Origin of the sequence: Zunongwangia sp. HGR-M22, from assembly GCF_027594425.1 — a bacterium.
In the GTDB taxonomy this organism is placed as follows: Bacteria; Bacteroidota; Bacteroidia; order Flavobacteriales; family Flavobacteriaceae; genus Zunongwangia.
The window spans coordinates 2,881,664-2,907,900 of the sequence record NZ_CP115159.1 but is presented as its reverse complement, the minus strand read 5'-3'; the positions used below and the strand labels follow the sequence as shown (position 1 = coordinate 2,907,900).

Sequence of the window (26,237 nt, the reverse complement as noted above, 5' to 3'; positions counted from 1 at the left end):
CTTTTTAAATGCTAAAATAGCTGCTGGATTCAAGCCATAAATATAAAAACTAGCTTATAAGTTTAACAACAAATCTTAAAAAGATCCCGATTAGTTTGAGTGATAAGTAAAGGACAATAAGAAAAATCTGAAGAAATTAATCTTCAGACTTTACCAGTATCGATTATCTGTAATTTATAATACTTCCTACTTTCGTCATTCTGGCACTTGATCGGGAATCTCATTCTATTTTGTAAAATAAATTAGTGAAGAGACCCTGAACCAAATTGAGGGTGACCACAACTCTTTATGATCTATTGTCGAAATTCAAAAAATATTAGTTAAGTGTATAAATTAATGCCGAATAAGCCGGAATATTAATTTTACCGGTCCATTCTTTTTGATCGGTAGTTTCATGTAATTTTTGAACGTCTTGAACTTGAAGTTCTGAAAAATCTTCGTCATAACCTTTCCAAGTACTGTTGAATTTTATTTTCCAGTCCATTTGTTCCAGTATGCCAATTCCGTAATCCTGATAATCCTTATTGCAAAAATTGAGTACTACAAGCACAGGATTTTCATCGGTAGTTCGCTTAAAGGCTAATATTTTAGTTTCGTTATTACAATGGACAATTTCTGTATGTTGCCCTCTTAAACCATCTGCACCCGATATTGCTCCTGTTCTAAGTTTTATAAGATCGGAGCTTAAATGGTCAATACCTTCCATTCTGTTTAATTTCTCCCAATTTAACTGAGCATTATCCTGAAAATAACCATCTTCCATAAATTCCTGTCCTTGGAAAATCATAGGGATTCCCGGAGAGGTCATCACCAATGCTAAACCTAAGATCGCACGTTTCTTAGCGAAAACACTTTCTGCATCTCCCGGCTGTATTTCTTCTGGTACGCGAGCTTTGCCGTTAGCAACTTCGTCATGAGATTCAGTATAAATTACACGATTAAATGCATCGCTATTATATCTATAAGTGATCGCATCGACAATTTTTTTTATATCACGGTCATCATCTTGCATAGTGGTTAAAACCTCACGAACCGGATGCACAAATTTCATATCCCATTGCGTACCATAGCCCAAGCCGCCATTTTCAACATCTGCAGTAACAATATTATCAGCTTTCAGATCTTCAGCAACAGTAATAATATTAGGATATTTCGATCTTATTTCAGCATTGATATCTCGCATCATCATAATACCTTCTAAAATTTCGGTATCAAATCCCAAACCACCACCTTCGTAACGAATGTATGAGGTCGCATCCATTCGTAGACCATCGCAATGGTATTTTTCTATCCACATTAGAGCGTTATCTCTAAAATATTGTCTTACTTCAGCACGGCCATAATCTGGGCGCGTGTCTCCCCAAGGTGTAGCACTGCGGTGATCGTTGTAAAAATAAATACCTCCTTTATTATTTTCGTGCCATCCATCAAACTGCCAAAGATCAACATCAGATGGGCCAAGATGATTGTAAACAACATCCATAATTACTCCAATTCCGCTTTGATGCGCAGCTTTTACCAAACGAAACAATCCTTCAGGTCCTCCATAATCCTGCTCGATAGCGAAAGGATGAGCTGGATTATATCCCCAAGAAATTCCACCGGCAAACTCTGCCACCGGCAATAATTCGATACAATTTATGCCGAGATCTTTTAAGTAGTCTAGTTTTTCAATAACATCGTCAAATGTTCCTACTTGATCTGGATGTTTGCGATTAAAAGTTCCCACGTGTAATTCGTAGATCACAAGAGAGTTCCAGGAAGGTAACTGATATTCATCATTTTCCCAGTCAAAATTAAGGTCTCTAACTATAGAATTTCCGTCACTATTGGTTACTTCAAAAGCATAAGGATCATTTCTGTAAAGAGATTGGTCGCCATTGTGGATAAGAAATTTGTATTGGTCGCCTTTTTTAGCTTTATCTGTAGTGCCGGCCCAATAGCCATTATCTTCAGCTTCCAGTTCTAGATCATCTGGATTCCAATCATTAAAATCTCCGGTAACCGCAACACGATTTGCATGGGGTGCCCAAACTCTAAATGTGGTAAAGTTTTCTTCTATAATCGCGCCCATGCCAAGTGATGGCGCTATAGGATAAGTAGTGGAATCATTTTTCATTTTTATGGTTCTATTAGTGATCTAAATTTACAATTCAAAAGAGTTGGAAATATTTATTTGTGAGATATTTAACCACGCATAATTATTAAAATTCATGACAGAACAGGACGAGTGATTTAAGTAGTTTACTATATTTATACTTAAAACGTTTTAATGCTCCAATTGAGATATATTTTATGTTGTTTTTGCTTCCTTACGATTAGCTGTTTTGCATTTCAAAAGCAAAAAATGGAAAGTGAAGCCTTCTCGATTAGCGCTATTTGCTACGATAAAAATGGGAATAGTCTTGATTCTATTTCAGCTCATTTACTTGCGGAAGATATTTTTCAAGTGACCGGTAAAAAACCAAATGTGCTTACTTCAGAAAAAGCCTTTCAAAAATCAGCAATCTTAGTAGGTAGTATTGATTCTGAATTTATTCAAAAAAATCTTTCAGAAGACATTCCAAAGTCATTTCAGCAACAAAAAGAAAGTTATTATCAAGGTTGGTCTAAAAACGAAAAGTACTTTATTATTGCAGGAACCGATCCTCGCGGAACCGCTTATGGAGTCTTCGATTTTGCTGAAAAAAATGGCGTTTCACCTTGGTATTGGTGGGCAGATGTTCCCGTAAAAAAGTCTGGAAAATTAAAGTTTCTTGAGAACGATTATTTTTCTAAAAAACCTTCGGTAGCATTTCGGGGTATATTTTTAAATGATGAAGATTGGGGATTGCAACCCTGGGCTGCCAAAAATTTTGATTCGGAAACAGGCGATATTGGGCCGAAAACGTATTCAAAAATCTTTGAATTATTATTACGATTGAAAGCGAATACCATTTGGCCGGCAATGCACCCGTCGACTAAAGCATTCTTTCATTATCCCGGAAATCCTGAAATAGCAAAAAAGTATCATATTGTTTTAGGAAGCTCGCATGCCGAACCCATGTTGAGGAATAATGTCGATGAATGGAAAGATGATTTTGGACATTTTGATTATAAAAATAACAAAGCAAAAATCAACGAATATTGGGGAAGTAGAATATCAGCATCTAAAGATATCGATGCTATTTTCACTGTCGGAATGCGTGGCATTCACGATAGCGGGATGGAAGGTGTGAAGAGTATCGAAGAAGCGGCGAGTTTGTTAGAAACCGTAATTGCCGATCAGCGTGCAATGCTTGAAAAACATCGTGGAAAAAGTGCAACTGAAATTCCACAAGCCTTTACGGTGTATAAAGAGGTGCTAGATTTGTACGATTACGGCATGAAATTACCAGAGGATATTACGCTGGTTTGGACCGATGATAATTATGGATACATAAGGCGTTTAGGAAATGAGAAAGAGCGTGCCAGAAGCGGTGGCGCTGGAGTCTATTATCACGCTTCGTATTGGGGACGACCACATGATTATTTATGGCTTAGTACGACCAATCCTGCCTTAATTTGGGAAGAAATGCATAAAGCTTATCTAATGAACGCTCGCAAAATTTGGATCCTGAATGTTGGAGACCTGAAACCGGCAGAATATAACATGCAGCTTTTTTTAGATATGGCTTACGATATGAGTCAATTTAAATCTGCTTCAAAAGTTGAAAATCATAGAAATGAATTCTATGATACGATTTTCGGAAAAGAATTAGGAACTCAAATTTCAGCATTAAGAAAAGAGTATTACGATTTAGCCTGGGAACGTAAACCGGAATTTATGGGTTGGAGCCAAACCGAACCTACTACGGAAGTAAAACCTACTGCTTATTCTCCTTTTAGTTATGGAGATGAAATTCAGCATCGATTAGAAACGTACCAGAATTTAGGTCGACAATCAGATCGTGTTTGGAAAAAGGTACCAGATTCGTTGAAAGCTTGCTACTTTCAATTAGTGCATTATCCGGTTAAGGCTGAAATGTTTATGAATGAAAAGCAGTTGAATCGCGATTTAGCCGAAAAATATGCAAAACAGGGAAGATTAAGTACAAAAATATTTCAGCAACAATCATTAGCGGCGTATGATAGTATTCAGAAAATTACAGAAAGATATAATAGAATAGCTGATGGAAAATGGAACGGAATCATGTCCATGAAACCTAGAAATTTACCGGTTTTCAAGAAACCAGAATTCAGTTCTAAAATCAAGAATACCGAAAAATCAGTTGATTTTTATATTGAAGGAGATTTTGACAAAGTGAATAAACTACCAACTTTTTATAAAGGCGCTAACAATACCTATTTTATGGATATTTTTCTTACCAAAGAAGGAATCGTAAAATGGAGTTTAAATGATCTTCCGGAATGGATAATGGTTTCGAATAGAAATGGTGAATTAAATTCAGATTTCAATGAACTTCAAAACCGAATTTATTTTCAAATAAACTGGAATCAATATAGAAAATCTAGAAATAATGATGATCATTTTATACTTCAACTAGGTAGAGATTTTCACCAAATAGATCTTCAATTTAAAGAATATCAGTATTTAGAATCAGGTGTTTTCGAAAAAAACGGGATAGCTGTTGTGTATGCTGAGAACTTTCAAAAACAATCATCTTTTAAAAATAATAAATGGCAAAAGATTGATGGTTTAGGATATTCTGGTGCGATAATGCAGGCAATGCCATTCGATAAAAATCCCTTAGATACTTTAAATTTTGAAAAAAATCATGCAAAATTGAGTTATGAGATTATTACAGAAAGTATAACCGATAATGCTGAACTTATTATTTATGCGCTTCCTACGCATCCAATAACTAATAAACATGGCGTGAGAGTAGGTGTTCAATGGGATAATGAACCGATTAAGATTCTGAATTTTGAAACCCATGGAAGAAGTGCAATTTGGAAAGAAAATGTTCTTAGTAATAAAGCTGAAGCAAGATTACCGGTAAAACTTTTAAAGTCGGGAAAACATACTTTAAATATTTATATGATCGATCCGGCAGTTGCTATAGATTTTATATATTTAAAAACAATCGATAAACCCTTACCTTACGGTTTATTAAAAGAAACAAAATTAGAAAACTAAATAAATAAAATGATTTTCGAACAAAGCTGGCGATGGTATGGTCCCAATGATCCTGTCTCGCTAAATACTATAAAACAGGCCGGTGCTCATGGTGTGGTTACGGCATTACATCAAGTTCCTGTAGGCGATATTTGGACACAGGAAAAGATTCAGGAACGGATTAATTTGCTCGAAGAGAGCAATCGATTACATTCTTTTAAACTACATTGGAATGTGGTAGAAAGTTTGCCTGTACATGAGTTTATAAAGCAAGGACGACCAGAAAGAGATCAGTTAATCGAAAATTATAAAGAAAGTATCAAAAATTTAGCGGCTTGTGGCGTTAAAACAATTTGTTACAATTTTATGCCGATTTTGGATTGGCTAAGAACAAATATTCGGTTTGAATTAGAAGACGGAAGCACGGCATTATTACATGAAATGATCGATGTCGTGATTTTCGATGTGTATATGCTGCAACGTAAAAATGCCGAAAAATCATATTCAGATGATATTTTGCTAAAAGCGCGTGAAAAATACGATAGTCTTTCAGATGAAGAAATTAAAGTCTTAAAACAAAGTCTTTTAATGGCATTGCCAGGTGATAAAGATGGTTTTACTATTGAAAAGTTGAAAAATGGATTAGCGCAATACGATAACATTTCCAGAGAACAACTTCAGGATAATCTGATTTATTTTTTGGAGGCTGTTATTCCTGTAGCTGAAAAGTATGATGTGGTTTTAGCGGTACATCCCGATGATCCGCCATGGCCGGTTTTTGGACTTCCAAGAATTGTGAGCAATGCTGAAGACTTGAAATTTATTTTTGAAAAAGTCCCTTCAAAGCATAACGGACTCACATTTTGTAGTGGAAGTCTAGGTGCTTCAGAAGACAATAATCTTCCCGAAATTATCAAAACTTGGTATGATCGTATTCACTTTGTGCATTTACGCTCGGTAAATCGCGTAGAACCTTATCATTTTTATGAAGCCAATCATTTAGAAGGAAGCGCTAAAATGTTCGATTTGGTAAAAACTTTTTATGAATGCTCCAAAGGCAAAGATCGACTTTTACCAATGCGACCAGATCACGGTCACGAAATGATGGACGACCAGGGGAAACCGTATTATCCTGGATATTCTGCAATAGGAAGGTTACGTGGTTTAGCAGAATTACGCGGATTAGAATTTGGAATTATAAACGCATTGAAATAATAATATGTTTGAATTAAACGGAAAAGTAGCTATTGTCACTGGAGGAAATGGAGTTTTAGGCGGAGCAATCGCTCATGGTTTGTCAAAAAACGGTGCTAAAGTGGCGATTTTGGGTAGAACGGAAGAAACAGTTAATAGTAGAGTTGAAGAAATTAAAAATAGTGGAGGAGAAGCTCTAGCCTTGGTTGCTGATGTTTTGGAAAGATCAAGTTTAAAAAGCGCAAAGGAAAAAGTACTTTCTGAATGGGGAAGTATCGATATCTTGGTAAATGGCGCCGGCGGAAATAAAAAAGGCGCGGTGATTACTCCAGATCAGGAATTTTTTGATCTTTCTATGGATGCTTTAGATGGTGTAAATCAACTGAACTTCAACGGAACTATATTGCCAACGCTTGTTTTTGCTGAAGAAATGGTAAAACAGAAAAAGGGAAGTATTATCAATATTTCATCGATGGCCGCACAAAGAACTATTACTCGAGTGATGGGGTATTCCGCTTCAAAAGCAGCGATCGATAATTTCACCAAATGGCTTTCCGTAGAAATGAACCATAAATACGGCGAAGGAATTCGCGTGAACGCCATAGCGCCCGGATTTTTTGTAGGGGAACAAAACAGAGATCTATTATTAAACGAAGATGGTTCTTTAACCAGTCGCGGACAAAAAATTGTAAATCAAACGCCTATGGGGCGTTTCGGTGAACCAGAAGAATTACAGGGTCCTGCAGTATGGTTAGCGAGCAATGCCTCAGCTTTCGTAACCGGAACGGTAATTCCAGTCGATGGGGGCTTCAATGCGTTTAGTGGAGTTTAATATTATTTCTAAACTGAGATTATATTAAATATTTACTAAAAAAAGAGAAAAATAATTTGTGTAATCGATTGCATAATTCTAAATTAGTATCAAATAATTCTCAGGCTAGTCCGGGATGCAATTTTCGCTAATTATGAATAAATTGCTCTTTTATTCTATAAAATAAGAAAATAACCAAAATTATGACAACATCAGAATTTAGATATGCACATCATCCCGAAGATGTGAAAAGATATACAACAGAAGAACTTCGTGAACATTTTCTTATTCCGGAACTTTTTGTAAAGGATCAAATAAAATTAACATATACCATGTATGACCGCTATATCGCCGGTGGTGCATTTCCGGTAAATAAGGCGTTAAAATTAGAACCTATCGACGAGTTAAAAGCAGAAAACTTTTTAGATCGTCGTGAATTAGGAGTGATTAATGTTGGTGGTAAAGGAAAAGTTACCGTTGATGGTAAGGTTTATGAAATTGGTCACCGTGAAGCTATTTATGTAGGTAGAGGTTCTAAAGAAGTGATTTTCGAAGCTACCGATGAACAGCCTTATTTCTACATTAATTCTGCGCCAGCACATCGAATAAATCCTACTAAAAAAGTAACTCGAGCAGAGGCAGAGATTGTTGAGTTGGGAGATAGTAAAACGTCAAACAAACGTGTGATCAACAAATTGATCGTAAATAGCGTGGTAGAAACTTGTCAGCTACAAATGGGGATGACAGAGCTTCAGGAAGGATCTGTTTGGAACACCATGCCACCGCATACGCACGAGCGTAGAATGGAAGTTTACTTTTATTTCGATTTAGAAGAAGGGCAAACCATTAGCCATTTTATGGGACAACCAAATGAAACACGTCACGTGTTTATGAAAAATCATCAAGCAATTATTTCTCCGGAATGGTCTATTCACGCAGGTGCAGGAACCTCAAACTATACATTTATTTGGGGAATGGCCGGTGAAAATTTAGATTATGGAGATATGGATAAAGTAACTCCAGACGAACTTAAATAAGAAGCAATCTATGAGTTTATTTAGTTTAGAAGGAAAAACAGCTTTAGTCACCGGATGTAAACGCGGTATTGGTTTTGCAATGGCAGAAGCCTTAGCGGAAGCCGGAGCAAATATTTTGGGAGTTTCTGCTTCTTTAGAATTAGAAGGTTCGGCAATTGAAAAGCGAATCAAAGAATTAGGAAAAGAATTTAAAGCCTATCAATGTGATTTTTCAGATCGAAAATCGCTTTACGAATTTATTGAGAAAGCAAAAGCTGAAAATCCGCAAATAGATATTCTAATTAATAATGCCGGTACCATAATGCGTAAGCCGGCAGCAGAGCATCCAGATGAATACTGGGATAAAGTGATTGAAGTTAACCAAAATGCGCAATTCATCTTAACTCGAGAAATCGGAAAAGAAATGATTAAGCGTGGTCACGGTAAAGTAATTTTTACCGCTTCATTGTTAACCTTCCAAGGTGGAATTACGGTTCCTGGTTATGCGGCTTCCAAAGGTGCAATTGGTCAATTAACGATGGCTTTTTCTAACGAATGGGCTGGCAAAGGCGTTCAGGTTAATGCGATTGCTCCTGGTTATATTGCGACAGATAACACTCAAGCTTTGCGTGATAATGAGGAAAGAAGCGAAGCAATTTTAGCTAGAATCCCAGCAGGACGTTGGGGCGAACCAAAAGACTTTAAAGGTCCCACTATTTTCTTGGCTTCAGAAGCTAGTGACTATATGAGTGGAAGTATAGTTACCGTAGATGGTGGCTGGATGGGAAGATAATTTTTCTCAAAATATTGAAAAATAGAAAAATGAGTACAAAAACTTTTATAACCGATAATTTCCTTTTAGAGAATAAATATGCAGAAGAGCTGTATCATTCTTATGCAAAAGATCAGCCAATTATCGATTACCATAATCATTTACCACCGGCACAGATCGCTGCCGATAAACAATTCGAGAATATTTCTAAAGTGTGGTTGGCCGGGGATCATTACAAGTGGCGTGCGATGCGAACTTTGGGTATAAACGAAAAGTTTATTACTGGCGATGCAAGCGATAAAGAAAAGTTTGAGGCTTGGGGTAAAACAGTTCCGTATACGCTTAGAAATCCACTTTACCACTGGACACATTTAGAATTAAAACGTTATTTTGGGATTGAGGAGTTGCTGAATGAAAAAAATGCTTCTTCAATTTATGAAAATGTAAATGCACAACTTCAACAAAAAGAAAATTCTTGTAGAGGTTTGTTGAATAAGATGAATGTAGAAACTTTATGTACCACAGAAGATCCTACAGACAACTTAAAGCATCATCAAACCATCAAAGAACAAAATATTGGTATTAAAGTAAGTACAGCTTTTCGTCCGGATAAATCTATTTTAATTGATGCGGAAGGTTATACCGATTATTTAAAAGAGTTAGGGAAAGTTGCCGAGATAGATATTCAGAGTTTTCAGGATCTAAAAGATGCACTTTTAAAGCGTATTCAATATTTCGACGAAAATGGATGCAAATTGTGTGACCACGGGCTAAATTCTATGAGCTTTGAGAACTTTACAGAAGCTGAAGTAAACGCTGTTTTCAAAAGTAAGCTTGCAGGAAAAGAAATCTCATTTGGTGATATAGAGAAATTTAAAACTGCTTTACTATTATTTTTAGGGAAAACTTATCATCAATTTGGATGGGTGCAGCAATTCCATTTAGGAGCGCTACGTAACAATAACAAGCGTATGTTGGCGCAGTTGGGACCAGATACTGGTTGGGATTCAATTGGTGATTATAGTCAGGCTGAAAAACTTTCTAAATTTTTAGACGCGCTCGACGGAAAAGATAAATTAACTAAAACTATTTTGTATAATCTTAATCCGGCTGATAACGAGATTTTTGCCACAATGATTGGTAACTTTAATGACGGTAGTGTAAAAGGAAAAGTACAGTTGGGTTCTGGTTGGTGGTTTTTAGACCAAAAAGATGGTATGGAAAAGCAGATGAATGCACTTTCTAATATGGGCTTAATTAGTTGTTTCATAGGAATGTTAACCGATTCTAGAAGTTTTCTTTCTTTCCCAAGACACGAATATTTTAGAAGAGTATTATGTAATCTCTTCGGAAAAGAAATAGCTTTAGGAGAACTACCAGAAGATATGGAGTTGGTAGGAAATACTATTTCAAAAATTTGCTACGGAAATGCCAAAGATTATTTCAATTTTTAGATGAAGAAATTAAATCAACATACAAAGATCGTCTCTTTTGGAGAAGTTCTAATGCGATTATCACCTGCGGAAAATAGAAAGCTTCCGCAGGCTACTTCCATGGATTTTTATTTCGGGGGAACTGAAATGAATGTAGCAGCTTCACTATCTTATTTCGGTGAAAAAACACAACAAATAACTAATGTTTCAAACGATTTAGTGGGTGAAGCAGCTATCGCTGCTATGAGAAAATTCGGGATTGATGTATCTGCTGTTAACAAAGTAGACCATCCTCTTGGGCTTTACTTTTTAGAAGTAGGATCAGGCCTTCGAGCTAGTAAAATTGCTTATAATCGTTTACAAGGAAGTTTTGCCAATATTACACCAGAAAGTGTAAATTGGGAGGAAATTTTAGAGGACGCCGGTTTTCTACATTGGACGGGGATTTCTCCTGCAATTTCAGAAAGTGCTTACCAAACTTTGAAAGAAGGCTTGCAGATCGCTAAAGAAAAAGGAGTTGCAGTTACTGCAGATCCCGCTTACCGCAGTAATCTTTGGAAATATGGTAAAGATGGCCATCAGGTTTTGAAAGAATTAGTGGGGATGTCTACCATATTTATTGGTGGCGTTAACGAAATTAATGAGATTTTAAAAACTGATTTCGATTTTTCGCAGGAAGGCTTTATCGAGGCGAGCAAAGCATTGATTAAAGAATGTCCTTCTATTGAAAAAGTGTTTGATAAAATAAGAGAAGGCGTTAGTGCAAGCTGGCAGAAGGTTTACGCTCATGCTTGGACAGGTTCAGAATATATTGAAACTCAACAATTAGAAATAACAAATGTTGTAGACCGAATAGGAACGGGGGATGCTTATGCGGCCGGACTTATCTATGGATTGCTTCATTTTGATGATCAAAAAGCAATAGAATTCGCAAATGCAGCTTGTGCTTTAAAACATACCATCTTAGGTGATGCCAATTTGGTAAGTCCTGAAGAAGTTTTAGAAGTAGCAGAGGGGAGTACCGGCGGAAGAATAAAAAGGTAGATTTTACAAAACTAGGTATTAGAATATAGACGCTAGATTTTAAAAGAAGGAAACAAGAAAGAAGGTTTTCTTAGATCTATTTCAGGATCACATCTTGATAAACTTGAATAGATTCTGTATTAAACCAAAACTAAAAATCTAGAAATAGGAAATAATTTAATTTATAACCATTATTAAATGGCAACATATTCAAGAATAGCGGTAGCGCAACAGATGAAAGAGACAGGAATTGTTCCTGTTTTTTACCATTCTGATATAAAAACCTGTAAAGAAGTTTTAAAAGCATGTTATGATGGCGGAGCTCGTGTTTTCGAATTTACCAATCGAGGTGATTTCGCTCATGAGGTTTTTGGTGAATTAGTAAAGTATGCTGTGAAAGAATTGCCAGGAATGATGCTTGGTGTGGGTTCGGTGATAGATGCAGGTACAAGTACACTTTACCTTCAGCTAGGAACAAACTTTATTGTTTCTCCTTTGGTTAATGCTGAAATGGCTAAAACCTGTAATCGACGCAAAGTTGCATGGATGCCGGGATGTGGTTCGGTAACAGAAATTAACTATGCGGAAGAGTTAGGTGCTGAGGTTGTAAAGATCTTTCCAGGCTCTCAGGTAGGTGGCCCTTCGTTTGTAAAAGCGGTAAAAGGTCCTTTACCGTGGGCAAGTATAATGCCTACAGGCGGGGTTTCCCCAACAAAAGAAAACTTAAGTGAATGGTTTGCAGCTGGCGTACATTGCGTCGGGATAGGATCTAAACTTTTTATTAAAAATGAAGATGGAAAGTTTGATTTACAAAAAGTTCAGGCAAAAGTAGCAGAAGCCATAAAAATAGTTGAATCTTTAAGATAATGAAGATACTAAGAAAAACATACCTGTTTTACTTTTCGTTGTGTAGCCTGCTTATTTTAGCAGGTTGCCAATCGGAAGATCAAACAAAGATAATACGATTGGGGCATGGTTTAGATACTTCTCATCCAGTACATAAAGCAATGAAATTCATGGCTGATCGTCTAGAAGAAAAATCTGGTGGAACCATGACAATCGATATCTACCCCAATCAGCAATTAGGGTCAGAAAGAGAGTGTCTCGAATTGTTACAGATAGGGAGTTTGGGAATGACAAAGGTTTCTACTGGAGTATTAGAAAATTTTGCTCCAGAACTAAAAGTCTTCGGTTTACCTTTTTTGTTTAGAGATAGCGATCACCGTTTTAATGTTTTAGAAGGTGAGATAGGACAAGATCTTTTGCTAGCGAGTGAACGAAATCGTTTGAGAGGACTTACGTTTTATGATGCCGGAAGTAGAAGTTTCTACAGCACAGAACCATTAAATAATCCTGATGATTTAGTAGGGCAGAAAATACGAGTTATGGAATCCCAAACTGCAATCAATATGGTGAAAAATCTTGGAGGTTCTCCAACACCAATTAGTTGGGGAGAACTTTATACTGCATTGCAGCAAGGCATTGTAGATGGCGCGGAAAATAATCTACCAAGTTTTTACCTTTCTTATCATTACGAGGTATGTAAATACTTTATGGTCGATGAGCATACAGCACTACCGGACGAATTAATAGTGAGTACCATTGTATGGGATAAATTGAATGAGCAGGAGCAAAAATGGTTAAAAGAAGCCGCTATGGAATCTGCTGAATATGAGAAAAAAATCTGGCACGAAGCTGAACAGCATGCTTTAGAAGAAATTCAAAAAGCGGGAGTAAAAGTTACCTATCCTGATAAAAAAGTATTTCGTGAAAAGGTAGAGCCTATGTACGAAAAATTTAAAGAAGACCCTGTAATGAAAAAAACAATAGAAGCAATACAAGCTGTACAATAAAATTATGAAAAAAGTATTAGACAAGCTACTGGGAGGCGTTTTGGTGTTTTTAATGACCTTGATAGTAATTGCCGTTTTGTGGCAGGTTTTTTCAAGGTATGTTTTACAAAATCCCAGTTCAGTAACCGAAGAAATTGCCCGATATCTCTTAATTTGGATTGGTTTACTTGGCGCGGCTTATGCCTCTGGACAGCAAGAACACTTAGCAATCAATATTTTACCACCAAAATTAAATCCAGACAACAGAGTTAAATTAATGATTTTTATAAACATTCTAATAATTCTATTCTGTGTGACGGTATTGATTATCGGAGGAGGAAATTTAGTATTAATGAATATAGAACTCGGTCAGGATTCCGCAGCTTTACATTTGCCATTATCAGTGGTGTATACGGTAATACCATTAAGTGGCGCGTTAATTATTATTTATAAGCTGAACGAAATTTTTAATCCTAAAAAATACTTATTATGATTACAGAAATACTCATATTGGTCATTTCGTTTGTGATCTTGTTAAGTATAGGAGTTCCTGTAGCCTGGTCTATTGGGATTTCGTGTTTGGTGACGATTTTATTTTCTATCGATCCAATAGCTTCTTTTACTACAGTGTCTCAACGTATGGCAACAGGCTTAGATAGCTTTTCGCTATTAGCAATCCCGTTTTTTATTCTGGCGGGACAAATAATGAATCAGGGGGGAATCGCGAATCGCTTAATTAAATTTGCGAAAGCTTTAATAGGCTCCCTGCCCGGTGGTTTAATCTACGTAAATGTGATTGCTGCGATGTTATTTGGAGCCATTTCCGGATCTGCAGTTGCAGCAGCTTCTGCAATTGGAGGGATCTTAGGGCCGCCAATGGAAAAAGAAAATTACTCTAAAGAATTTGGAGCAGCGATTAATGTAACAGCGTCGACAACGGGATTGATTATTCCACCTTCAAATGTCTTAATTGTTTATTCGCTAGCAAGTGGAGGGGTTTCTATTGCAAGTTTGTTTTTGGCGGGATACATTCCAGGAATTTTGATGGGATTAGCGTTAATGCTTGTTGCTTCCATATGGATTAAAAAGAAAAAATATCCGCCCGGTACAAAGTCTAGTTTTAAATTGATTACCGTAACTTTTCTGGATGCTTTACCTAGCTTGTTATTATTGGTGGTTGTAATTGGAGGAATTGTCTCCGGAATTTTTACAGCTACAGAAGCTTCAGGAATTGCCGTCCTATATACTTTGATTCTTGCAACCATTTATCGTGAAATAAACCTCAAAAAGCTTTATAATATTTTTCTAAGTTCAGTAGGAACTACATCAATTGTATTATTACTTATTGCAACATCTATGAGTATGAGCTGGGTAATGTCTTTTGAAAATATTCCGCAGACGGTTAGTGATCTTTTACTAGGCTTAAGCGAGAATAAATATGTGATTCTTATTATAATCAATTTGCTCTTACTTTTTGTAGGAACGTTTATGGATATGACGCCGGCCGTATTAATTTTTACGCCAATTTTACTTCCTGTTATGCAGAATTTAGGCGTAGATCCTGTGCATTTCGGGATGATTATGGTAATGAATTTATGCGTTGGATTATGTACACCGCCAGTAGGAGCCGTACTTTTTATAGGGGTAGGAGTAGCGAAGACGACCATACAAAAAGTGATGAAACCTTTATTACCATTGTATGTGGTTATGTTTATTGTTTTATTATTAGTGACTTATATCCCAGAAATTAGCCTTTGGCTGCCAAAATTATTTGAATAAAATAAGATTTTAAAATGGAAAAATTAAACCGAAAAAATGCAAATCTAACAACAACTTTACCAATAAAGGTAGTTCAGTTTGGCGAAGGAAACTTTTTGAGAGCCTTTGTAGATTTTGTAATAGATAAATTAAATAAAGAAGCCAATTTTAATGCCGGTGTCGCCGTAATTCAGCCTTTAGCAGGCGGATTAGTGGAAATGCTTAATGAACAAGACGGGTTGTACAACCTGTTTATGAAAGGAGTAAAGCAGGGTGAAGAAATTCAGGAGCAAAGAACAATTTCTTGTATTCAGAAAGGAATAAATCCTTATAAAAATTACGAAGATTATTTAAAACTAGCGGAAGAAGAAACCTTAGAATTCGTAATTTCTAACACTACAGAAGCAGGTATTGCTTACGATGAAAGCGATACTCTGGAAGAAACACCACATAAAAGTTTTCCAGCAAAATTAACCGCTTTATTGTATAGAAGGTTTAAGCATTTTGGCGGGGATTCAGCGAAAGGATTAACCATTATTCCTTGTGAATTAATAAATTATAATGCCGATACTCTAAAGAAAATTATACTTCAATATGCAGAATTATGGAAATTAGAAGCCGATTTTGTAGCTTGGATCAACAACAGTAATAGTTTTCATAATACCTTAGTAGATCGAATTGTTCCCGGGTATCCTAAAGCTGATATTGATGCGTATCAAAGTGAACTTCAGTTTGAGGATAAATTAATTGTTTCTGCAGAAGTATTTTTACTTTGGGTAATCGAAGGAGGAGAAGCTTTGAAAGCCAAAATTCCATTTGATAAAATAGACGAAAATATAATCGTTGTAGAAGATATGCAGCCCTATCGAACAAGAAAAGTTCGAATTTTAAATGGCGCGCATACCACGATGGTTCCTTTTTCTATGCTCTTCGGAAATGAAACCGTTAAAGAAACTGTAGATCATGAATTTACGGGAGCCTTTGTAAAAGAAGCAATTTTTAAAGAAATAATTCCAACACTTTCATTGCCAGAGGATGAATTAAAAACGTTTTCTGAAGAAGTTTTAGACCGTTTTAGAAATCCGTTTATTAAGCATCAATTAGCGAGTATTGCTTTAAATTCAATTTCAAAATTTAAGGTTAGAGTACTACCTAGTTTATTAGCTTTTCAAAAAGATTGCAATCGATTACCTTTGCATCTTACTTTTGCATTTGCTTGCTTAATAAGATTTTATAGAGGCGAATGGAATAATCATACTTTGCCAATTAATGATGATGATGCGGTGGTTGCTGAACTCAAGCGAGTTTGGGAAATGCACAGTTATCAGGAAATTAGCGGCGAAATATTGAAAAATGAAAAATTTTGGGACAGCGATTTAACAAAAGTTCCAGGTTTACAAGACAACATCGCCTTAGCTTTAGAATTGATTGAAACTAAAGGTATAGAAGAAGGATATAAAAATTTTACTGAAAAAGCTACAATCTAGTACTTATTCAGCTTAAAACTTAGGAGAAATGAAGAATAAATTAATTAAAGTACATCCAGATGATAATGTAGCTATTGCCTTGATAGATCTTTGGCAGGGTGATAAGATAAATTTTGAGGGCGAAGATGTCATCATACTTTCTGATGTTAAAGCGAAGCATAAAATTACAATGGTTGATCTAGAACCTGAAAGTAAAATTTTTATGTATGGCGTGTTAGTAGGAAAAGCAACTAGCAGCATTAAGAGAGGTGACGTACTTACAGTAGATAATGTAAAGCATCAAGCGAGTATTACCACCGGTAAAACCGAAAGTACAAGTTATATAAAACCTGATATTTCTAAATGGAAAGATAAAACCTTTATGGGTTATCATCGTGAAGATGGGCAGGTGGGAACAGCGAATACGTGGTTATTTTTTCCTTTGGTTTTTTGCGAAAATCGTAATGTGGAATTATTGAAAGATGTTTTTGAAAAAGAATTATCCCTTCATAAGTCTACCAAGCAGCGAAAATTATTGAGAAATCTTATTAGTGGTAACGATATAGATTTTAATGAAGAGGAAAGCGAAAAGGAAGAAGAGGTTTTTAGTAATGTAAATGTTCGTTTTATAACACATCAAGGAGGTTGCGGGGGTATACGCCAGGATGCTGTTTCCTTATCGAAACTTTTAGCGGGATACGTAAATAACCCAAATGTTGCGGGTGCAACTGTGTTAAGCTTAGGATGCCAGAATTTACAAATAGATATTTTTCAGAAAGCTTTGGATGCTATAAATCCAAATTTGAAAAAGCCGGTATTAATTTACGAGCAGCAGCAAGAGGGCACTATTGATGATATGCTGAATAAAATTATCCGAGAATCTTTTCAGGGTATTAAAAAAGCAAACGAAATTCAACGAAAACCAGCACCATTATCAAAACTTAAATTAGGTTTAGAATGTGGGGGATCTGATGGATTTTCAGGAATTTCAGCCAATCCATCTTTAGGCTACGCGTCAGATTTATTGGCAGCCTTAGGCGGGTCGCCTATTTTATCTGAATTTCCTGAATTGTGTGGAGTAGAACAAGAATTGGTAAATAGAATTGTTGATGATGAAAAAGCCAAGCGTTTTCTTGAACTAATGCGAGCTTACGAAGATGCTGCCGAAGCTTCCGGTTCCGGTTTTGATATGAATCCGTCTCCGGGAAATATCAAGGATGGTTTGATAACTGATGCGATGAAATCTGCCGGAGCTGCCAAAAAAGGAGGTACATCACCTATTCAGGATATTTTGGATTACGGGGAATATGTAACTAAGCCAGGATTAAATTTACTGTGCACACCGGGTAACGACGTTGAAAGTACAACCGCCATGGTAGGTTCTGGAGCTAATGTAGTTGTTTTTACCACTGGTTTAGGAACGCCAACAGGAAATCCTATAGCGCCTGTAATAAAGCTTTCATCAAACTCAATTTTAGCAGCCCGAATGCCTGATATTATTGATATTGATAGCGGAGCGGTTATTAAGGGAGAAAAAACGATCGAAGAGATGGGAGAAGAAATTTTGGAATATATTATTAATGTTGCTAGTGGCGAGATCACCTCAAAAGCAGATCAAAATAATCAAAATGACTTTATTCCGTGGAAACGTGGAGTTTCTTTATAATTTTCTATTAGAAGAATCTCTAACATAAAGCTCGGGAGCCAGCACAACTTTCTTTTCTGTAGTAAGTGGCTGGCTCTCTTTTGTTTGTTCTAAGAAAACCTGAGCTGCAATTTTACCCATTTCAAGTGGGGTTTGATCTACAGAGGTAATTGGTAGTTCCATGTATTTTGTAAAAGGCTCGTTACTGAAACCAACCACACATACTTCTTCAGGTATTTTTATCCCATTTGCTTTTAATTCTTGAATGGCACCTAAAGCCGCATAATCACTAGAAGAAAAAATAGCATCGGGCTTTTCATCAAATTCCCATAAATCTTTAATTGCTGAAGCACCAGATTCTAATTTACTATTTACCTGAACACTAAACCTTTTTAATGGTGTAATTTTATGATCCTTAAGGGCTTTTAGATAACCTTCGTGTCTATTCTTGTAAATTTCTAAATTTAAGTCTCCAGAAAAGTGAGCTATTTTTTTGCAACCTTGTTTTATAAGATGCTCGGTAGCTAAATAGCCGCCTTTAAAATCGTCGATAACTACAGCGCTTAAACCTTCTACATCTTTTTTACGGTCAAAAAAGATCAAAGGTGTGTTTTCGGCAATTGCTTTCTTAATATGAGAAGTATCCTGTGTGGTTTTTGCGACAGACATAAAAATTCCATCAACCTGTGTGTTTAGTAAAGTATCTATTTGTTTAACCTCATTACGAACATCTTCATGTGTTTGGCAGATGATAACATGATAACCGTGAGGCGATAATTCCTCTTCAATACCACGAATAACGCTAGAGAAAAAACTACGGTTTATATAAGGAACAATAACTCCAACATTATTTGTACGTCCACTTTTTAATGCCTGAGCAAGTCGATTTTGCTTATAATTCATCGCTGCTGCCGTTTCCATAACTAATTCCCGAGTTTTCTGACTAATTTTAGGATTGTCGTTCAACGCTCTAGAAACAGTTGCTGCGCTAATTTTCAGCTTCTTGGAAATATCATAAATGGTAACTTTTTCTGCCATTCAGGAACTCACTTTTAAAGTTAAAGTTTGTACTTTACGAGACGCAATATAGGAATAAGAATTAAAACATATGGATTCCGATATTAGTAATATAAAGCCATTAGGTTTGGTTAAATGTTAATAAGGAAAACCATTTTTCATATTTTATCATTTTTTTGAAGTTTTTATTTGGTTATTGGTAATAATTACATAATTTAGTGCAATCGATTACAAAAAAAGATTCATTCAATCTAATCTTTCAATATGAAACAAACAATTACGCATTCTTATTTTAGGAGATACTTAATTTGCTGTGTGGTATTTCTTATTTATGGGACTATTAATGCATCTATACATGCTATAGGTGATCCAACAAATCAGCAAAGAACCATTTCGGGTAAAATCACCGATACTGATGGCGTGCCATTGGCCGGAGTAAACATCTTTGAAAAGGGAACCAGTAATGGAACGGCATCTGATTTTGATGGTAATTACGAAATCGTTGTAGGCAAGGCTTCAGGTACGTTAGTTTTTTCTTACATTGGATTTCAAACGATTTCGAAAGAATTCAATGATCAAGCTACTATCGATGTAGTAATGAATGAGGAAGCAAATCAGCTAGAGGAATTAGTGATTGTTGGATATTCTAAGGTTTCTAGGGAAGATTTAACATCTTCAGTAGCCACTGTAAAATCTGAACAGATTAAGGATATTCCATTAAATACCGCAGCTCAGGCAATTCAAGGACGTTTAGCAGGAGTAAGAGTTACTCAATCTCAAGGAGCTCCGGGAGCTGAGGTAAGTATTAGAGTACGTGGCGGAACTTCAATTACTCAGGACAATAGTCCGCTTTATATTGTAGACGGTATTCAGGTAGATGACGCCCTTTCCATACTTTCTCCGCAAGAAATTGCATCTGTAGATGTCCTGAAGGACGCAGCCTCTACTGCTATTTATGGAGCACGAGGTGCTAATGGTGTTATTTTGATTACTACTAAAAGCGGTTTTAACGCACCTACCAAAGTAACTTACTCTGGATTTGCAGGTGTTAGGGAGATTACAAATAAGTTAGACGTAATGAATCCTTACCAGTTTGTAAAACATCAATATGAAGTATACAATATTTATGGAGGAGAAGAAGCGGCAAGAAATTTCGAAAGACGTTATGGGACTTATGCTGATCTAGAGAATTATCGCAATATAGATGCAATAGATTGGCAAGATGAAATTTTTGGTAGAAGTGCCTTTAGTTATAATAACAACTTATCTGTAACCGGAGGTGACAAGAGAACTGATTTTAGTATCGATTTAAATGCCATGGAGGAAGATGGTATTATGATTAATTCAGGATATAAAAGAAAACTTGCCAATTTCAAAATGAACCATAAGATCAGCGATGCCGTAAAGGTTGGTGCAAATGTTAGGTTTAGTAAGCGTTTAATTACAGGAATCGGTACCAGTAGTACCCAAAGTAATAGTGCTAACCGTTTGCGTAATGCAGTAAGATTTCAGCCTTTCGAGAGCGCTACTGGTAGTTCTTTTGATAATCAATTTGATGCAGATTATGCCAGTCAGACTAATCTGGTTAGTCCACTTGTTCTTGTAAATAATGAGATCAAAGAAGATCAGCGAGATGACCTTTATTTAAATGGATATTTTCAATGGGAAATTATAGATAACCTGACCTTTAAATCTGTTTTTGGTTACGTTCAAAACGATCGTCAACAAAATATCTTTAATGGTAGAGGATCTTATAGATCTAGAATAAATGCAGATTTACCAGTCGTTCAAATGAGTGATCAGCAGTCTAGAAAATTGACCAATTCAAATACATTGCAGTATGACTTTAGGCTAGGTGAGAAAAATAAATTTAATGTCCTTTTAGGACAGGAAATTGTGAAAACAGATGGGGAATCACAGAGTTTAGAAGTTAAATGGCTTCCTGAGGATATCACACCTTCTCAGGCATTTGCAAATATTCAAAGTGCAGTACCACCAGAAGGAGGAATTCAGGATGCACCATCTACTTCAGTAAATATAGATCGTCTGGCTTCTTTTTTCGGAAGAGTAGGATATACTTTTGATCAAAAATACGTTGCTAATTTTACTATAAGAACTGATGGTTCAACGGTATTTTCACCGAATAATCGATACGCAGTTTTCCCAGCGGCCTCTTTCGCCTGGAATATTGGTAAAGAAAACTTTTTACAAGAATCTAGATGGGTAGATGATTTAAAATTAAGATTAAGCTATGGAACTTCTGGTAATAACCGTATTCGTCCATTCTTATATTCTACCTTTTTCACAAGTTCTTCAGATTATGGATATTCTTATACTAGTAGTATAATTCCAGGTTTAGCGGCAGGATCTATTCTTGCAAATCCTAATACAAAATGGGAAACCACAAAAACTAAGAATATTGGTTTAGACTATACTTTATTTAACAATAGAGTTTACGGTAGTATAGATGCCTATATTACAGATACAGACGATTTACTTTTGCTAGCTAATATTCCACAAACTAGTGGTTATTCTTATCAATATCAAAATACTGGTAGTACAAGAAATACAGGAGTAGAATTAAACCTTGGAGCGGATATTATAAGTAACGATAACTTCAAATGGAGTGCAAATTTGAATATTTCTCACAACAATAATGAAATTCGCTCACTAGGTACAGATGTTACCGGAGAGGGACTTCAATACTACTACGAACGTTCAGGATGGGTAAATAACCTGAATGATTTTAAAGTGGAGGTAGGAAAGCCAGTAGGTCAGTTTTACGGTTTCGTAACTGATGGATGGTATACTTTAGATGATTTTAACTACAATGAAACAGATCAATCTTACACACTAAAAGAAGGTGTACCAAACGGTAGCCAGGCAGCGCTTGGAGCTAAAGAGGTAAAGCCTGGAGATCTAAAATTGAAAGACCTTAGTGGTGATGGTATTATTGGAGAAGAGGATAAAACAGTGCTTGGAAATGCCCAACCAGATTTTTATGGTGGTTTTAACCAACAGTTACAGTGGAAAAACTTTGATATGAGCGTATTCTTCACATTCTCTGTAGGCAACGATGTGTATAATGCCAATAAAATAGAATTTACAACAGATTACAATTACACAGATAATAACTCACTTGCAATAGTTTCAGATTCTTGGAGAAATTTTGATGACAGCGGGCAGCGAGTTACAAATCCTGACGAGTTGGCTAGTTTAAATCAAAACGCACAATTATGGACACCAAGTCGTGGGAATTATATTCTTCATTCTTGGGCTATCGAAGATGGATCTTATCTAAGACTTAGTAATCTTACTTTAGGATATTCAATTAACGAAGATTGGTTAAAGAAGTCTAATGTAGTTAGCAATATAAGAATTTACGGTACTGTTAATAATTTATTCACTTTAACAGGCTACTCAGGTTATGATCCTGAGGCGAATACTAGAAATTCTAATCCGCTTACACCAGGTGTTGATTATGCCGCATATCCACAGAGCAGATTTATCCTTGGCGGAATTAATATTACTTTTTAAAAAATGGCTATTTTAAATATAGATACGATGAAATGGAATTATAAAATATTAAAAGGAATAGCATTAGCAGGTGTTATTGCAGGATTATTTTCTTCCTGTGATGATTATCTAGATGTTTCAAGTCCGTCAAATCTTACCGAAGCTGAGGTTTTCGAAGATTTGTCTTATACTTCTTCTGCTTTAACAGCGGTGTATAGTGATTTGGTAGGTGATAACGGGTACGGAATCAGAATGTCTTTATATTATCCAATGTCTGCTGATGATATGGAGACTTCAGGAGATTATAATTGTAATGATAGAAGGGCGTTTAGTATGTATCAGGTTTGTTCTTCAAATGCTGAGTTAAATAGACCATTCTTACAATTATATAGTGGTATCGAAAGAGCAAATCTTATCATTTTCAATGTTCCGAAGTCTAATATCTTCAATAACGGAACAGAAAGTGAGCAACAAGAGATGCGACAATACCTAGGTGAAGCAATGACCTTGCGAGCGCAGTATTATTATGAGCTTATAAGAAATTGGGGAGATGTGCCTTTTCAAGATAAACCTGCGTCACAATATGAAAATATCTATTTACCTAAAACAGATAGAGATAGTATATACGAGGTTTTGTTAACAGATCTAGAGGTAGCTAAAGAATATGTACCATGGAGAAGCGAATCTTCTGCTACTACAACACGTGTGACCAAAGCATTTGTAAAAGGCCTAAGAGCTAGAATTGCGTTAGCACGAGCGGGATATTCTCTAAGAAGAGATCCTGTAGATATGATTCAGGGCACAAATCCAGAAAAATATTACCAAATAGCAAGAGAAGAATGCTACGAAATTATGCAAAATCGTAATCAACATAATCTAAATCCAGATTACGAAGATATTTTTAGAGCGTTACACGAAAATCGAGAAGATGCCACTAACGAAATGATTTTTAAAGTTGGTGCTTATGGAGCAAATTCTAAGACAGATACAAAACTAGGTTTTTACAACGGTTTGAGAATTGATGCAGCTTCTTCTTACGGAAGAGGCGGCGGCGGAGTAAATGCTTTACCAACTTACTTCTATGAGTTTGACAGAAATGATGAAAGAAGAGATGTAACGATTAACATATTTCAGATTGATGCTGAAGACAAAACGAAACTTACATCTACAAATAGTTTCACAGACGGGAAATTCAAAAAAACTTGGACTAATATTACTGGTTCAACTCAGCAGTTAGGAATAGAATGGCCAATTATGCGATTTGCAGATATATTATTGATGTATGCTGAAGCAGAAAATGAATTAAATAACGGGCCAACCTCTGGTGCCATCGAAGCTTTAACTGAGGTTAGAGCAAGAGCTTTTAGCGATAATCCTGAAGAAATGCCAGAAGTTAATGCTAATAATTATCAAGAATTTTTCGCAGAGATTATGCATGAAAGACTATTAGAATTTGGCGGGGAAGGTATAAGACGCTATGACCTAATTAGATGGAACGAGTTGGAAAGCACTATAGCTGAAACTAGACAAAAATTGACTGATTTTATGAACGGTACTGGAGAATACAAAAATGTACCTGATGCTATTTACTACCAGCCCTCAGATTACGATCCTTCTACTTCAGCATCGCAAACCGTTTCTAATTTAGATATTTTCTTTAACGGTACAAGCCAGGCAAATGTTTTCTATCAACCAACGGCAGAATCTGTTCCTGCCGGTTACAGTAAAGTGAATTGGAGAGCACAAATAGACGATGATTATATAAACGGAGAACGTAGTGGTTTTGCTTACTATTTTCAACCAAATCATTCAGAACTTGTTCCTTTTTATGATGAGATTATTAATACCAATTACAATTTAAGTCAGGACTATGGATACTAAAAACTATACATTTAAAAATATACTCCCTAAAGCCACAGGTTTAGGAGTATTTTTAGCACTGGGCGCATTATTTGTTTCCTGTGAAGACGAAATGTTCGATGATCCTACTGGAGAAATGAAAATGTTTACGCCTTTATCACTTAGCGTATCCAATTTGGAAAATAGTTCTGAGATTAGCTGGGACGCTGCTTTATTTACGAGCGAAGTAGATGAAACATATACAGCACAAGTTTCTGAAGACTCTCTTTTTGAAAATTCTGAAGATATTATTCTCACCAAAGAAACAGATTCTACGGGCGTTGTATTTTATAGTGATGAAGTTTCCGTTCGTCAAAAATATTTTGTTCGCGTTAAAACTAATGCAGAAACTGATGATTTGGCTTCTAACTGGTCTACAAGTACAAGTTTTAGAATTGTAGGAACTCAATTTTTACAAAAAGTTTATGATCCTAACGTAAATGCTACAACAGCGGTTATAAAGTGGAATGTTACTGAAGGTGTTACCACAATCCAAGTACAGGAGTATACTCAGGAAGAAGATGAAGATGCTGTCTTGATTGGAGATCCTATATCGTACGATATCTCTTCTACTGAAGCTGCTGAAGGATCCAAAACGATAACAGATTTAAAGCCCGATACTAGGTATAACGTAGATTTGTATAGCGGAAATACCAGTGTAGGTTATGGTTCCTTTAAAACAAAGACAATTACTGAATTCACGATTATGGTGTCAGAAGGAGAAGACCTTGTAACCATTGTAAATTCTGCAGAAGATGGAGCGGTTATAGGTTTAAATCCTGGTAATTACGAAGCGACAGAGAATTTCTTATTAGATGGAAAATCTATTACTCTTCAGGGAACTACCAATAATCCATCTGATACGAAAATATCATTTAAGGAATTTCAACTGAATGATACCGGAGCAGGTATTACGCTAAAAAATCTTGAATTAGATGGAGCTACCATAGGAGCAAATTACCTGATCAATCTAACAAGTACTGGTGGTGAACCAGCAGATTTTGCAAATGTAAGTATAGAAAACTGCGAAGTTTATGGCGTAGGGACCAGTGCTTTTAGAGCTAATAGAGGGCCAACTGGAGGTTATACAATGGAATCTTTTTCAATCAATTATTCCATCTTCCATGATTTTAGCATCTCTAATTACGCGTTTTTACATTTGGAAGAACTAATTTTCGAAAATGTTTCTCTAAAAAACTCAACTTTCTATGAAATTAGTGATCTGTTTATGAGGTATAGAGCAAACTTTTCAGATCCGGCACCAGCTCAAACGCCTAATATCACTATAGATAACTGTACTATTAATAGTATTGGGTATGCACAAAGCTATACGCTAATCGATGCAAACACTGTAGACGTTAATCTTACCGTTCAGAATAGTATTATTGCAAACATTCCAAGAGTTGACGGAGAATTAGGTAGTACCGATCTGTACAGATTAAATGGGCAAAATAGTTCTATAATTATGAGTTACAATAACCTTTATAATTTAACTACTGGTGGAGATGATGCTCAGCCAATTACCTTCCCAGAGGTAGCTACAAATGCCATTAACAATAATTTCGAAATTGAATTAGATTGGGATAACCAAACAACCAATTTCACATTGCCAAGCGGTTCTGCTTTACAAACGGCATCTTCTAGCGGAGGTCCTATTGGCGATCCCAGATGGTGGTATTAATTAAAGTTAGCTAAGAAAAATAATTGCTATTAGTTCCCTGAGCCTGATAATTGATAAATTAGATGCTCAGGGTTCT

At 36.0% G+C, this 26,237-nt stretch carries 18 protein-coding genes; 16 read left to right on the top strand and 2 right to left on the bottom strand.

Annotated features, from left to right (window positions below; all coding sequences use genetic code 11):
* Nucleotides 1-316: 316 nt before the first annotated feature.
* Nucleotides 317-2,119, bottom strand: coding sequence for an alpha-amylase family glycosyl hydrolase (locus PBT91_RS12560; RefSeq protein WP_270058815.1), 1,803 nt, complete (start codon nucleotides 2,117-2,119; stop codon nucleotides 317-319).
* A 228-nt stretch (nucleotides 2,120-2,347) separates the two neighbouring features.
* Between PBT91_RS12560 and PBT91_RS12555 the strand changes: the two genes are divergently transcribed.
* From PBT91_RS12555 to PBT91_RS12495, 13 genes are all read left to right on the top strand, one after another.
* Nucleotides 2,348-5,119 carry a glycosyl hydrolase 115 family protein gene (locus PBT91_RS12555; RefSeq protein WP_270058814.1) on the top strand — a complete coding sequence of 924 codons (2,772 nt, stop codon included), beginning with the start codon at nucleotides 2,348-2,350 and terminating at the stop codon, nucleotides 5,117-5,119.
* Between the two features lie 9 nt (nucleotides 5,120-5,128).
* A complete protein-coding gene (gene uxuA / locus PBT91_RS12550) occupies nucleotides 5,129-6,313 on the top strand; it encodes a mannonate dehydratase (protein ID WP_270058813.1) in 1,185 nt (394 codons plus the stop codon).
* A 4-nt stretch (nucleotides 6,314-6,317) separates the two neighbouring features.
* Nucleotides 6,318-7,124, top strand: a complete 807-nt coding sequence (locus tag PBT91_RS12545) for an SDR family oxidoreductase (RefSeq protein WP_270058812.1) — start codon at nucleotides 6,318-6,320, stop codon at nucleotides 7,122-7,124.
* Nucleotides 7,125-7,306: 182 nt separating this feature from the next.
* Nucleotides 7,307-8,140: a 5-dehydro-4-deoxy-D-glucuronate isomerase gene (kduI, locus tag PBT91_RS12540; RefSeq protein WP_270058811.1), complete on the top strand. Its 834-nt coding sequence runs from the start codon at nucleotides 7,307-7,309 to the stop codon at nucleotides 8,138-8,140.
* Between the two features lie 10 nt (nucleotides 8,141-8,150).
* Entirely contained in the window at nucleotides 8,151-8,912 is a 762-nt protein-coding gene (locus PBT91_RS12535) for an SDR family NAD(P)-dependent oxidoreductase (protein WP_270058810.1), read from the top strand.
* Nucleotides 8,913-8,941: 29 nt separating this feature from the next.
* Nucleotides 8,942-10,345 (top strand): glucuronate isomerase, encoded by a 1,404-nt coding sequence (gene uxaC, locus PBT91_RS12530; RefSeq protein WP_270058809.1) that lies wholly within the window; start codon nucleotides 8,942-8,944, stop codon nucleotides 10,343-10,345.
* Complete coding sequence (locus tag PBT91_RS12525) at nucleotides 10,346-11,368, top strand: sugar kinase (RefSeq protein ID WP_270058808.1); 1,023 nt, start codon at nucleotides 10,346-10,348, stop codon at nucleotides 11,366-11,368.
* A 177-nt stretch (nucleotides 11,369-11,545) separates the two neighbouring features.
* A complete protein-coding gene (locus PBT91_RS12520) occupies nucleotides 11,546-12,214 on the top strand; it encodes a bifunctional 4-hydroxy-2-oxoglutarate aldolase/2-dehydro-3-deoxy-phosphogluconate aldolase (RefSeq protein ID WP_270058807.1) in 669 nt (222 codons plus the stop codon).
* A complete protein-coding gene (locus PBT91_RS12515; protein WP_270058806.1) occupies nucleotides 12,214-13,200 on the top strand; it encodes a TRAP transporter substrate-binding protein in 987 nt (328 codons plus the stop codon). The genes PBT91_RS12520 and PBT91_RS12515 overlap by 1 nt, the downstream gene beginning before the upstream one ends.
* Nucleotides 13,201-13,204: 4 nt before the next feature.
* Nucleotides 13,205-13,672: a TRAP transporter small permease gene (locus tag PBT91_RS12510; RefSeq protein WP_270058805.1), complete on the top strand. Its 468-nt coding sequence runs from the start codon at nucleotides 13,205-13,207 to the stop codon at nucleotides 13,670-13,672.
* Nucleotides 13,669-14,958, top strand: coding sequence for a TRAP transporter large permease (locus PBT91_RS12505; RefSeq protein WP_270058804.1), 1,290 nt, complete (start codon nucleotides 13,669-13,671; stop codon nucleotides 14,956-14,958). The genes PBT91_RS12510 and PBT91_RS12505 overlap by 4 nt, the downstream gene beginning before the upstream one ends.
* Before the next feature lie 14 nt (nucleotides 14,959-14,972).
* The gene (locus tag PBT91_RS12500; protein WP_270058803.1) at nucleotides 14,973-16,424 is read left to right on the top strand and encodes a tagaturonate reductase; all 1,452 of its coding nucleotides are present in this window, start codon (nucleotides 14,973-14,975) and stop codon (nucleotides 16,422-16,424) included.
* Nucleotides 16,425-16,452: 28 nt separating this feature from the next.
* Nucleotides 16,453-18,069 (top strand): UxaA family hydrolase, encoded by a 1,617-nt coding sequence (locus tag PBT91_RS12495; RefSeq protein WP_270058802.1) that lies wholly within the window; start codon nucleotides 16,453-16,455, stop codon nucleotides 18,067-18,069.
* Here PBT91_RS12495 and PBT91_RS12490 read toward each other — a convergent pair.
* Complete coding sequence (locus tag PBT91_RS12490) at nucleotides 18,064-19,086, bottom strand: LacI family DNA-binding transcriptional regulator (protein ID WP_270058801.1); 1,023 nt, start codon at nucleotides 19,084-19,086, stop codon at nucleotides 18,064-18,066. The genes PBT91_RS12495 and PBT91_RS12490 overlap by 6 nt on opposite strands.
* A 243-nt stretch (nucleotides 19,087-19,329) precedes the next feature.
* Here PBT91_RS12490 and PBT91_RS12485 point away from each other — a divergent pair, with 243 nt between their 5' ends.
* The 3 genes from PBT91_RS12485 to PBT91_RS12475 are packed head-to-tail and all read left to right on the top strand — an operon-like array spanning nucleotide 19,330 to nucleotide 26,161.
* Nucleotides 19,330-22,602 carry a SusC/RagA family TonB-linked outer membrane protein gene (locus PBT91_RS12485; RefSeq protein WP_270058800.1) on the top strand — a complete coding sequence of 1,091 codons (3,273 nt, stop codon included), beginning with the start codon at nucleotides 19,330-19,332 and terminating at the stop codon, nucleotides 22,600-22,602.
* A 3-nt stretch (nucleotides 22,603-22,605) separates the two neighbouring features.
* Entirely contained in the window at nucleotides 22,606-24,462 is a 1,857-nt protein-coding gene (locus PBT91_RS12480; RefSeq protein WP_270058799.1) for a RagB/SusD family nutrient uptake outer membrane protein, read from the top strand.
* Nucleotides 24,452-26,161 carry a DUF4957 domain-containing protein gene (locus tag PBT91_RS12475; RefSeq protein WP_270058798.1) on the top strand — a complete coding sequence of 570 codons (1,710 nt, stop codon included), beginning with the start codon at nucleotides 24,452-24,454 and terminating at the stop codon, nucleotides 26,159-26,161. The genes PBT91_RS12480 and PBT91_RS12475 overlap by 11 nt, the downstream gene beginning before the upstream one ends.
* Nucleotides 26,162-26,237 lie beyond the last annotated feature (76 nt).

What these genes read in the sequence shown, in the direction of transcription:
- PBT91_RS12560 (WP_270058815.1), bottom strand. Translation starts at nt 2,119, where the DNA reads ATGAAAAATGATTCCACTACTTATCCTATAGCGCCATCACTTGGCATG.
- PBT91_RS12555 (WP_270058814.1), top strand. Translation starts at nt 2,348, where the DNA reads ATGGAAAGTGAAGCCTTCTCGATTAGCGCTATTTGCTACGATAAAAAT.
- uxuA (WP_270058813.1), top strand. Translation starts at nt 5,129, where the DNA reads ATGATTTTCGAACAAAGCTGGCGATGGTATGGTCCCAATGATCCTGTC.
- PBT91_RS12545 (WP_270058812.1), top strand. Translation starts at nt 6,318, where the DNA reads ATGTTTGAATTAAACGGAAAAGTAGCTATTGTCACTGGAGGAAATGGA.
- kduI (WP_270058811.1), top strand. Translation starts at nt 7,307, where the DNA reads ATGACAACATCAGAATTTAGATATGCACATCATCCCGAAGATGTGAAA.
- PBT91_RS12535 (WP_270058810.1), top strand. Translation starts at nt 8,151, where the DNA reads ATGAGTTTATTTAGTTTAGAAGGAAAAACAGCTTTAGTCACCGGATGT.
- uxaC (WP_270058809.1), top strand. Translation starts at nt 8,942, where the DNA reads ATGAGTACAAAAACTTTTATAACCGATAATTTCCTTTTAGAGAATAAA.
- PBT91_RS12525 (WP_270058808.1), top strand. Translation starts at nt 10,346, where the DNA reads ATGAAGAAATTAAATCAACATACAAAGATCGTCTCTTTTGGAGAAGTT.
- PBT91_RS12520 (WP_270058807.1), top strand. Translation starts at nt 11,546, where the DNA reads ATGGCAACATATTCAAGAATAGCGGTAGCGCAACAGATGAAAGAGACA.
- PBT91_RS12515 (WP_270058806.1), top strand. Translation starts at nt 12,214, where the DNA reads ATGAAGATACTAAGAAAAACATACCTGTTTTACTTTTCGTTGTGTAGC.
- PBT91_RS12510 (WP_270058805.1), top strand. Translation starts at nt 13,205, where the DNA reads ATGAAAAAAGTATTAGACAAGCTACTGGGAGGCGTTTTGGTGTTTTTA.
- PBT91_RS12505 (WP_270058804.1), top strand. Translation starts at nt 13,669, where the DNA reads ATGATTACAGAAATACTCATATTGGTCATTTCGTTTGTGATCTTGTTA.
- PBT91_RS12500 (WP_270058803.1), top strand. Translation starts at nt 14,973, where the DNA reads ATGGAAAAATTAAACCGAAAAAATGCAAATCTAACAACAACTTTACCA.
- PBT91_RS12495 (WP_270058802.1), top strand. Translation starts at nt 16,453, where the DNA reads ATGAAGAATAAATTAATTAAAGTACATCCAGATGATAATGTAGCTATT.
- PBT91_RS12490 (WP_270058801.1), bottom strand. Translation starts at nt 19,086, where the DNA reads ATGGCAGAAAAAGTTACCATTTATGATATTTCCAAGAAGCTGAAAATT.
- PBT91_RS12485 (WP_270058800.1), top strand. Translation starts at nt 19,330, where the DNA reads ATGAAACAAACAATTACGCATTCTTATTTTAGGAGATACTTAATTTGC.
- PBT91_RS12480 (WP_270058799.1), top strand. Translation starts at nt 22,606, where the DNA reads ATGGCTATTTTAAATATAGATACGATGAAATGGAATTATAAAATATTA.
- PBT91_RS12475 (WP_270058798.1), top strand. Translation starts at nt 24,452, where the DNA reads ATGGATACTAAAAACTATACATTTAAAAATATACTCCCTAAAGCCACA.